The sequence below is a fragment of the Aliagarivorans marinus DSM 23064 genome, from assembly GCF_000429485.1.
Classification (GTDB): domain Bacteria; phylum Pseudomonadota; class Gammaproteobacteria; order Enterobacterales; family Celerinatantimonadaceae; genus Aliagarivorans; species Aliagarivorans marinus.
On record NZ_AUBY01000010.1, the window covers coordinates 109,857 to 120,645 of the forward strand.

At 45.9% G+C, this 10,789-nt stretch carries 8 protein-coding genes; 6 read left to right on the forward strand and 2 right to left on the reverse strand.

What is annotated here, in order from left to right:
* Positions 1 to 727 precede the first annotated feature (727 nt).
* The 6 genes from G461_RS0103700 to G461_RS23195 all read left to right on the forward strand — a co-directional run bounded on the left by G461_RS0103700 (position 728) and on the right by G461_RS23195 (position 8,095).
* Positions 728 to 2,005, forward strand: a complete 1,278-nt coding sequence (locus G461_RS0103700; RefSeq protein ID WP_026970837.1) for a hypothetical protein — start codon at positions 728 to 730, stop codon at positions 2,003 to 2,005.
* A 526-nt stretch (positions 2,006 to 2,531) separates the two neighbouring features.
* Positions 2,532 to 3,914 carry a family 31 carbohydrate-binding protein gene (locus tag G461_RS0103710; protein ID WP_157360225.1) on the forward strand — a complete coding sequence of 461 codons (1,383 nt, stop codon included), beginning with the start codon at positions 2,532 to 2,534 and terminating at the stop codon, positions 3,912 to 3,914.
* Positions 3,915 to 4,223: 309 nt separating this feature from the next.
* Positions 4,224 to 5,084 (forward strand): T3SS effector HopA1 family protein, encoded by an 861-nt coding sequence (locus G461_RS0103715; RefSeq protein WP_157360226.1) that lies wholly within the window; start codon positions 4,224 to 4,226, stop codon positions 5,082 to 5,084.
* A gap of 202 nt (positions 5,085 to 5,286) precedes the next feature.
* The gene (locus G461_RS23190) at positions 5,287 to 6,174 is read left to right on the forward strand and encodes a sce7726 family protein (RefSeq protein ID WP_035479219.1); all 888 of its coding nucleotides are present in this window, start codon (positions 5,287 to 5,289) and stop codon (positions 6,172 to 6,174) included.
* Positions 6,132 to 7,043 carry a sce7725 family protein gene (locus tag G461_RS0103725; RefSeq protein ID WP_026970840.1) on the forward strand — a complete coding sequence of 304 codons (912 nt, stop codon included), beginning with the start codon at positions 6,132 to 6,134 and terminating at the stop codon, positions 7,041 to 7,043. The genes G461_RS23190 and G461_RS0103725 overlap by 43 nt, the downstream gene beginning before the upstream one ends.
* 53 nt (positions 7,044 to 7,096) lie before the next feature.
* On the forward strand, positions 7,097 to 8,095 hold the full coding sequence (locus G461_RS23195) for an RES family NAD+ phosphorylase (protein ID WP_051333335.1): 999 nt from the start codon (positions 7,097 to 7,099) through the stop codon (positions 8,093 to 8,095).
* Positions 8,096 to 8,264: 169 nt separating this feature from the next.
* Here the strand turns inward: G461_RS23195 and G461_RS0103735 are convergent, their stop codons facing one another.
* A complete protein-coding gene (locus G461_RS0103735) occupies positions 8,265 to 8,666 on the reverse strand; it encodes a hypothetical protein (protein ID WP_026970841.1) in 402 nt (133 codons plus the stop codon).
* Positions 8,667 to 9,283: 617 nt separating this feature from the next.
* On the reverse strand, positions 9,284 to 10,777 hold the full coding sequence (locus G461_RS0103740) for a DUF2971 domain-containing protein (RefSeq protein ID WP_084428987.1): 1,494 nt from the start codon (positions 10,775 to 10,777) through the stop codon (positions 9,284 to 9,286).
* Positions 10,778 to 10,789 lie beyond the last annotated feature (12 nt).

The following is a 10,789-nucleotide window of genomic DNA, read 5'->3' on the forward strand; positions in this document are numbered from 1 at the left end:
TTGTCCACTGACGTTTGAAACAGAATCGACCCGCGCTAGTGAAATGAGCCTCACGGAGTTGCTTGTAACGCCCTGGTTCAACAAGCTAACTGACATCACCGCTTATACCACGTTGCGGGGTACCATCTACCCCACGCCAACTCCCAGTACTCCATGTTTGAGATTCCAATACTTCGCTTAAGCAAGTAGCGGTAACAGAAAAACACTAGAGTGATATTGCAGGCTAACTGAAGCACCAAGATCGCGATGAATAAGATGCCAACAGTTCCTCTCGAATAGAGTGCCTCGAGATGCTCAAACAGCGGAAGCCACAAATACCCCGCCAGCATACCCGGAAAAAAACTCAAAGCTGCAACCAACTGGGTCAACAGTCGATAACGGAGTTTAAGTTGACTAACCAGTTTATTTAATTCCATAAATCCCTTAATAACACTAAAGTTAACATCATCAATAGTGTCTATCAATCAGATGGTTAGACCAACTACAGCCACTAAGCCTGCACGAATAATAGAGCAGGTTGGTGGATACGCTTACTGCCATTACCAGACAGTAATAAGCAAGCTCTATTCAGTGCAGCTAGCCGCACCCTACACTGAATACGCTTTCTTGTTCTAACTATAGAAATCAAACAATTAATCCTATACATTCATGCACTTACAGCGCTCCGTTCAGCCAGCTGCACATAAGTACACACCGCTAGCAAGATGCACCACACTAAGGAAACCCCATGCTTGATATCCTCATTATCATCTTCGGCTGTATTTTTAGTTTCTATCTGTTTATCAGGCTTCCCTATGGCATGTATCGCAGTCGCCAGAAGCTTAAGTTGTTGGCAACGCAGCCGCCGCTACGCAGACTTACCCTAAAAGAGCAGCAGATTATCTGGCTGGTCTATCGCCATTACGTACCCGATGCGCCGGTTTATCGCATCAAGGGGCGAGTAGGTATGTTGTTTTCGACTAAGCCGCAATCCGGTATGACCAATGAGTATCTAATTGGCCCTTACCGACTAACCGGGCGCTTTATTGGTGAGATGACCGAATGGGGTGAAGAGGTCACCGCTGAGGTTGCCCTACATAAAGGGCGGATTTGGTTGGTATCCATCAACGGGCAAGCGCTAACCGATTTCTACGCAGCCCAATGGGAAGCGCAGTTTGCCACCCCTGGCCCGGCCCCAGCGCTGAACTTGGCTATCGAACGCCATCGTGAAATCGAACCCGATGAACGCCAGCAGCTAGAACTCCCAAAAAAGCGCTCCAAAGACTACTTCAACCTCTTTTTGATAACGTTCTGCGCCGTCAATGCCTATGGCATGTCGCGAGATTTTGGCGACGTGTTTATAAACTGCATTATCGGTTTACTGGCGCTGCCAGTGGCTGGCTTTCTCTGGCGGCACTTTCGCGCTCGCTGCCCATTTGGCCGCCCCACCAATAACCGCCCGGATCGCTCAGTGACCATCGCCCGCGGCACCTTGGCAGGCTGTGATGGTAAGCAGATCTGGTTTACTGGCGACGCGGATCAGCCACCGGAAGATGCCGCACATCGCTTTACCCTACCAACACTGACGCCAGTCGATAGCCTTGAGCCGGGTCAACGCGTGCGTTTTGCCTTCTGCGCCGCTTCGCAAACCCTGCACAACCGAATCACCAACAACGCCGACGAGGTCTGCCCGCAGGTGCTGAAAATCGATGGCCACTTCGACGCTGCCCAGCAGTTCCGCGATGCACCATTTGCCTACTTAAGACCTCCGATGTGCCTATTGGCAATAGGCATCTTCCCGCTGCTAGGCAGCCTACAGTCGTTGTTTGAGGAGCCTGCGCTCTCATCCAGCATTTGGCTTCAGCTTCAGCTGCTACTGGGTTTGGGTTGGACTGGGGTTGGACTATTCCAGCTATTGTCTGGCCAGCGCCAATTGAAGGAGCAAGTACAGACTGCACAGCAAAAACTCGGCAGTTCATACCAATCGTTTGCAACTCTCGTGGAATTGGCGAAGCAAAGTAAATAGGCCCTTGTGAGCAGGCGCTGGACATCCACCAAACCGATTCCGTCATCGACTTGGCAAAACAGCATGGACATCACCATGTGCGCCATCAGGGTCGCCTGCTCACCGCAACAAAGCAGCGAACAGAGTCGAGAATAAGAAGGCTTCCCACAGGTCAATGACAGGGCCTCTCTGGCAAATGAAGCCATTGGCAATGGCCTTCGCAGCAATCTGGAATTGCATAAGCTTGCTCAACTCACAATAAGCAGTGAGCCCCTAGCGGTATCCAACACAAACGCAGCAACCTATAAACAATCGAAAAATCCGCCATCACACTTATTGACATACCCAACATTTAATTGACAAAGCTCTCAATTGAAAGATTTCTCACTTGTTAATTTTTTGTTCGAGTGCCTAACTATATTCGCTTCTCTAGAGGATTGGATAGAAGACACAGAGAAGCTAAATAACTTATAAACAATAACTTGTGTGCTCACCCGTGCGACTGACGAAATGGCAATTAACGTTTTAACTTCAAAAGGAATGACAGATGAAACGAACAATAGGCCTTTGCGCTGGCGCAATGCTGCTCTGGTCGCTCATGGCGAGCAATGTGGGTGCCGCACAGTACGCACCGGGCCCCGGCAACACCCTACTCCTGATTGGCCAGACCTACCAAGCCGAATTCGATGATTACGTAAATGGCATTGGGATAACGCCTTCAGGTTCATCCCACTACAGCACCATCTACAGCGGGCGCATCGAGCAAGGTGACGACCGCGATAACAACCGGTTTTTAAGCTACATCCACGGCCTCTACCCCGGAGCTCACGCTTTAGTTGCGTTAAGCATCAAAGACAATACCTGGGCTGCCAACTGCGGGGCTCCCGATGCGGGTGGCACACTCTGTGGTATGCAAAAAATATTAAACGGAGACTATGACGGCCAGATCGATGCGATTGCCCAAATCCTTAAGCAACATAACCAGCTCAAGTTTATGGTGCGCATCGGCTACGAAGTTAACGAATACTTGTTTCAAGACCCCACAACCTACATCAATACCTATAACTACATCGCCAAACGCCTGCGCGAGACCAACGGTGTAAGCAATGCTGACTTCGTCTACCACCCAATACGCTGGTTTAACGACGCGAAGAACCTCTATCCAGGCGGCGAGTATGTAGATTGGATCGCGCTATCGATGTTCAACCATGACGTTTGCCTACCAGTAAATGGCTCAGGCAACTGCGAGGGACAGCGGGTCGATGGCAACATCGCCTTGGTGTTTGACTGGGCACAAAGCCTCGGTAAACCGTTGATGATTGCAGAAGCCGCAGCACAAGCGCCAGCCAACGGCAGCTCCGCAGGTTTTATCGATTACCTGAGTCGCCTTGATGAAGTGATCGAGAGATTGGACGTGCAAGCTTTGGTTTACATCAACTCAGATTGGCCAAAGTACGGTTGGCCCGCCGAGATATGGGGGGATTCGCGAGTAGAAAACAACAGCGCGGTGACCCGCTATTGGCTGGATAACTTCGCCAACAACCCGCGTTTTCTCAACTACGATGACGACGGACAGGGCGGCACCACCCCACCACAGGAGCCAGATTGTGATACCAACCCAAGTCACCCAGACTGCCAAGGCCCAATCGATCCACCTGATGATGGCAAAGCATTTGGCCTAGAGAGCGACGGAACGCTTTACCACGTTCAAACCGAGCACAGCGCTAGTTGGGTATACCTATGCCTCGATAGTGACTGTCGCAGCGCCGAGTTAATCAATGGCCGCTGGCAACGAGCAACCGGCAAAACCAGCGGCAGCTACAGCATCGAGTTTAAGGTGCAGGACAACGCCAGCGGACAATGCATCGCAACCGCAAGCAACATCTCACCCGGCCAAGGCCTGCCAAGCAGCGAGTGCACGGCCAATTAGATAGCGCATACGTTCTGAATGTATGCAGTGACAACCCATATAGTGCCTACAGCGGCGGCCAACTCAGGTTGCCGCCGTATTGGGATGTGGAGCAGCTATAAGGCCGAAGTAACAAAGGCGCGCAGCACTCAATTAACCACTTTTTATATGTGGACTTTGCGTTCAACTGGCCCCTGCACAATAATGACAAATAAATCATTAGCCATTGCAGGTACGCTTATGCCAAGAGATAGCCATTCACTCAGAGGAATGAAGCAGTGGGCTCACACCACTGATGTTGTGACTCGATCGCGCCAAATTAAGCAGGGAGTGCGCTTCACTCGGGGACAGACCGAAGATATCGCTTATGACATCTACAAACGGCATGCAATCAATGATGAGTTAACGCGCAGGGTTAAGGGTGGCTTGCGTGCCCCATTCGATAGTAACGCCGCCCAAACCCGCCAGTTTATTGCCGATAGTATGGGCAGCGGGTTCAAATGGAAGCAGCAAGGCTCACTCGCCCATCGCGCGGGTTATCGCTCTGGAACCTCCGGGCGCAGACATATGGACGAAGCCAGACAACGTGAGGTCTCACAAGGTCTATCGTCCCGCTTTAGCGTGGTGTCAGATAAGTTTATTAGAAAGAGCGTCAATGAAACCGGCGGCACCTCTGCTGAATATGGTCGCCTGGCCAACATCACCGCAAACTGGCTGCAAACCCCGGAAGCGTCGGGCTCCAAGGTGATGCAACCCGGTGCGCTCTCCAAAGGCCGTGCTGATCATGCGGTGCTCTACAGCAACATCTTGAGTGATGCGACACGCCGCCACGAGCTAGCTTCACAAGTGTCTAGGGGTCTCGGCTCACCAAGTAGTTACACACCACTGGGCATGGACCAAGAAGCGCCGGGGGTGGCATATGCCGAGTTTGTACGCACCCAAAAAGTCGCTAAGTCAGACGGAACCCATGACGTGTACACTGCACCGGGCTGGAACGGCCAAAAAGAGAGCTCCAGTTTTGGACGAAACCGCGCACACATTATCGCTCAAGCAGTGCAAACCCATATGGTCGACAAGAGTAAATCGCTCAACGCACATCTATCAGACTCCATTACCGGGCATGGCTATGATGCGCAGAATCCTGCCTTTGTGTCGGCGAATGTGCGCCAGCAACGCTTACGACGCCGTTAGTGCCATTGCTCTGGGTGTCTTGTGATTGTCACGGGTGCTCCGGCGGTAAGCGAGCCGAAGAAAGACTCATCTCGAATATCAGCAGGCTTGTTGTATGAGTTGCACCACACTTAAAGGCAGGAAGCCTATGTGATCAAAAAGTGATTGAGCTATTGTGTTATGTATGTATATTTACAACCCGAATTTTTGAACACGTAGCCAAATGTCACTAAATGCAAGAACTGCATCAAAGCTTTTCAATAGCGGTAAGTTATCGGCTCTAGCTGATGGTGACCTGTCTTTTGTAAGAAAAGTCGCTAAAGACTATCTTGGTGTTAGCTCTGGAAGCCTCAACGTATCTGAAGTTTACGAGTCAGCTTACAAGCAGTTAAGCAAAGACTACAGAGCCGAGTACTACTTCAAAAATACCATCGCTAACAAAGTTCTTTTGGGCCGACACTCATTGAACACCGCGGTGATGTTATCAGAGTTTCGAGTTGGCAAGAGCAAAGCTGACTGTGTGGTCATCAACGGAAAAAGCACGTGCTACGAGATTAAGAGTGATTACGACAACCTTTCCCGTCTCGAAGAACAGCTAAATGACTACTTAGGGCTGTTCGATGAAGTTTATGTTGTGTGTTCACAAAAACACCTTCATACAGTGCTAGATGCAACAGATCCAAGTGTAGGTGTTATAGAGTTAACCCAAAGAAATAACCTGAGTGTAAAAAGAAAAGCTTCACATAGGGTAAAGCCCATTGATGTTGACTTAATGATAAAGTCTCTGAGGAAAGATGAATATACCTTGCTCGTCGAAAGAGCTACCGGGCAAATCCCTAGCGTACCTAATAGCCGCCTGATGACTAGCTGCAGGCAAGTTTTGAGAGATTTAGAACCTTCGATAATCGCAAATTGCTTTATTGATGTTTTGAAAGAAAAGCGTTTTAATGACTCTAGCTTAATCAATGCATTACCCAAGATACTAGTGAATGCAGCCATCAGTTATCAGTTTTCAAGAAGCCAGGCTGATTCTCTAAAACGGATTTTTTGTACCAGCGAGGAGAGTCGATGTACTTACCCTACCTTAGAGGAAAGCAATTTGAGTTGTTAGCTGCCAGAGAGTTATCACAAAGCCTCTCCCCCGCTACGTTTCGACCAATCATCGAGCCCGTCCGAGCAAACCTCTCCCCCTTACTACGTACAATAAAATACCTCAACGACAATAAGTTCAAGCCCTTAGTAGTTTTAAATCCCTCAGTCGGAGATTTTAAGGGCAGTCACTCCCACCTGTTTGAGCTTCTCGGCGAGGCTGGTATAGATTATCTACCATGTGCAGTGGTTCGAGGTGGCAACGTAGCCGAAGCAAGGGCCGTAATAAGATCCTTGTCAGACGGGTTTGCGTTGCAGATCACAGGGGGTATCGATAACGACTCGATTCAACTAGCAACTGATGCAGAACTGACGGTTGTAGATAGTGACTTACCACCAGCTGCTATTTCTAGGTTAGCTAATACGGTACTTTTTGGAGACTTCTTTAAGAAACAGAAAAGAAATGCTGACTACTCTAAAGAGTCATCATTCTCACACCTACATACCTCATTTCAAAACATCAATAATTCAATTGGGTTTAGTGATTACACGATTGTAGGTAGTGATTATTCTGAGTCAGGGGGCCCCGCTTATGTCGTTACCATTCACCTCTCATATATAAACAAGGATATGTTTGATGAGATGTTTGTACGACATTACTCATCAACTGATGATGGAACTCCAACTGACCCCGCAGGGAAGTTTGCCGAAGCTCTTGAGAACCTGATTTTTGATGTTGACAATGAGAATATTTATTTCGCTTCAACTTCCCTTGATGAGTTTAGAGCGCTACATAGTAAAGGTCACTTCCCCGGACTTGGACAGGTTAAAAAGTTGTCCATGAAGCATCATATTGAAACGGTGTGTAACTTCTTGGAGGAAGGCCAGTAGCTATGCCTCAACTATGTTGTATCAACTGTTTTACGGATACTGCCGTAAAGGAAATGATTCAACGAGAGGGCGGCATGGATTATTGCCACTTCTGTGGATCTGATGAAGTTCTTACCATAGAGCCATGCAAGCTGACAGGGCTGTTTGAGTTAGTTCTAGCTTGCGTGAAAGAACATGAACATGGAAGCCATCTTTCATCAATATATGTCAAAGACTTAAAAGTTGTATCGTCCAGGGTCAATGATCCAGCTAGCCTTATCAATGTAATTCTAGGTGAAATATCTATAGATAGATCATACTGTCTTACAGAGAGTATTTTAGAGTTCAAAGATCAGTGGGGAACCTTCAAAACACACCTAATTCAAGAGAATAGATTTTTTCCAAAAAATTCACTATATGGGAAGATATTTACCGCGCCAACCTTAGCGGAAGAAAGTAGTAGTATAGAAGGAAGTACCTTTCTCAACACAGTTGACTCTTTAGTAAAACAAAGGCCTATTAGCTCTATTTTTTATAGAGCTAGAATATCAGATCAGCCTCTAACGCGAGAATCAATGGGAGCTCCACCTAAATCAGTCGCTTCTGCTGGTAGAGCCAACCCCGTAGGTATACCATATTTGTATCTTGCAGAAGATAAAGACACCTGTTTTAGAGAGGTTAGGCCAAGTAATGGGGCTACCGTGTACTTATCTGAAGTAGTTGCAGGTGAAGATCTTAAACTTGTAGATCTTACAAATCCAAAACAGAAACTACCTTTACTTAAGTTTGATGAAGACGAGATAGAGTTAACACTAAAGTGTCTAAACCTATTAGAGAAGTTTTCAGATGAACTATCTGAGCCAGTACTTCCTGAGAAGTCGCACTTGGAGTACATTCCCACGCAGTTTGTGTGTGAATTTTTAAGAACAATTCAGAGCTATGATGGTTTGATTTTCAACAGCTCGTATGGGGAAGGAAGAAATGTAGTTTTATTCTCTGAAAGTAAGGTAACGATAATGCAACCAACACCATATGTTGTTAGATCAGTTGAAGTATTAGCCGAACCAGAGTAGAAGCTCAGTCGCGCTTGAAATCTCAACCCCCCAGAAATACTGCATCTAAAGCTAGCTATCCAGTGATAAAATATAGCTAGTTATTTAACTCTCAAGCTCGCGAAGCATCCACTTAGTTCTCGAAATAGTCATGGGCGCCTCGATAGTTAACAATCACATCATTAGCCAGTTACTCTTCACCTACCTCTTGCTTCAACTTCTTAATATTTAGCCGTGTTAATTCATCTTGCATGGGTTGAATAACCTTATGCCAAGTAAGAAAGCCATAACCTACCATCAAACTACCAATCCCGACAATGACACCAATACAAATGATGAAGAAACTTTTGTTGCTCTTTGAAACACTAAGTTTACTTTCGATAATCTGAATCCTTGCAGCTTCTTCCAAAGTTCGTACTTCTTCAGGTACATTGATTAGTTTCTGGTACTCAACAGTAAGCTCATAAACCAAATTATTTGATGACTGATTAACATAAAGCAATGCTCCAGATGCAAATACTACCAGCAATAAACCAAATAGAGCATAGAACTTATAAATATTGTCTGTAGGTAATGGAATTCTACTTTCCATAATTTCTCCGCGTCTTGCCATTCACCGAACAGCCAATTCAATGAATATATCCATGTTCAAATATGGAGAAATTCCATATACCACTAGTAACACTTAAGTTAACACTACAAACAGTGTCGTTCAATCAAACAGTTAACAGATCCAGCACTTCAACTGTCTGCGCCAAAGATGGAAAAGTTATGCGGATACATGGAAACGGCAAAAGCAGAGTGTCTATAACGGAGGGTAGTGATCTTCTCCAACTCGGTTTGGGGCAAAAACAAGCAACAAAAAGCGAGCACCACTTCCGCAGCACTCGCTTCCAATCACTAATGAGTAGAACCTAAATGATTTTTATCAATTAAGTCTGTGACTACAGCAGCTGATTTAGAACAGAAAACCCCAGCGAGAACCAAAATAAAAATTGTGACTAAGGAGCACATCTTGCCTTTGGCACCTCAAAAGTACCGAAATAAAAAATGTGACTTGGCAGCTCTTGATATTATCTAAGATGGGATTACTGCTCTCTGTGCGCTGAATTGATAAACAGTCCATTTTAGCCTCAAGCAATATGCGAATCCTGTTTGCGAAAAGGACAAATTCTGCTCAAAAAGCATTCATGCGGTTGCCCTGCCCCACTACCTGTACTCCCCTGACGACCTTCTTATAGAGCTCCGACGAACTCTAATCCCATTTGACATCATAAAGTAGTAAACATCGTCAATAGTTGAGTCATTCTTGGGGCCAATTACTATCTCTCTTATTGAGTCCCCCAGGTTAAGGGCTATATATGCTGTAAGACCAAACACACCATTTCTAAAGGCTATTTTATTGAGCTCCAGATCTGTCAAATTCACTTTTAGGAAAGCCCTAACTTCCTCCTCTTCATGATAGAATGAGCTTTTGTTAAGTGCTGACGCCTTCCAGATAAACGTCCTAACTTGGTTTTTTATTTCTTCGTTCTTGAGGAGCGTTGATTTCGAGTAGTCATTCCAGAGAAGAGAGAATTTATTTTCAATGCTTTTTCGTGTGTTCGGCTTGTCATAGTTAACATTTTCAATAGCAAGCAGCCCTACTTCCTTTTCCTCTTCACCTCCTATAGAACTCATATGAGACGCTAAGCATTCCGATAAAGCTTGCCTATCCAGTCCGATAGAAATTCCTTTACCATCATCGGCATAACTTCTCCATTGATTCAGGTCATCCCTTTTCTTCGAGAATGAACTAGACAAAATCCTTAGGCTACCAGCTCTCGACTCATCGACTAACTCACTATACTCTCCCATTGGTAGCCCAGATTCCATATAGGCTTTTTTAGACAGTTCAAGGTTGGATACCAGCTCATTTGGGTCGTTCATTTTCAGCAAGTCAGAAAGCCAGAGAGCATTTGAACTGATGATTCCAATAAAGCCATCCATAGTACAGTAGTGAAAAATCGTGCTCGCAGACTCAAGTTCAGACGTTGTAACGACGCTTCCATACAAGACTTCTATCGCATTGGACACTAGCTCATAGTCTGTTGGAGGCAAAACCCTATCTATCTTTGTCTGAGACGAACTTCTGAGCACTTCAGCAACTTCTCTACTCACGCCCTGACAGATCAACCCTTCTTCAAAGGTATCTTGAAAAATCTTCTTATATACCTTTGAGCCATTCCTCTCCACGCCCGATTCATTGAATATTTTTCCAATCCTTGTTTGTAAGAAAGTGTATTTCTCACTGCCGTTGACCATAACCCTTGAAAAGGGCTTGCCCAGCCATGTCAAAAAAAGCGGAGAATCAGGCTGTAAGCCTCGGTACTCATTCCAGTTTAGAGTGCACAGGTGTCTCATACTCAACCTAGAGCTTACATATTTATCCAATGCCAAACGCAATTTAGCGTTTGTTAAGAAAAACACTCTATTCGCCAGATCCCCCCCCTTTTTCCTTTGTACCACGCAATGCGTCTTCCATCGGCCATCTTGTTCCATTACATCGGAGACTTTTAATTCAGCTATATTTGGATAATCGAGCCCGGATGTTAATAAGAAGAGTATAATAACTTCGTAGCAAAGCTCTGAACGCTCGTCCATGGATGAACGTCTGAGAATTTTGTTAATTTCCTTTTCAGTAAGAACTTTTTTACTAGCCATGTTGACGTTGCA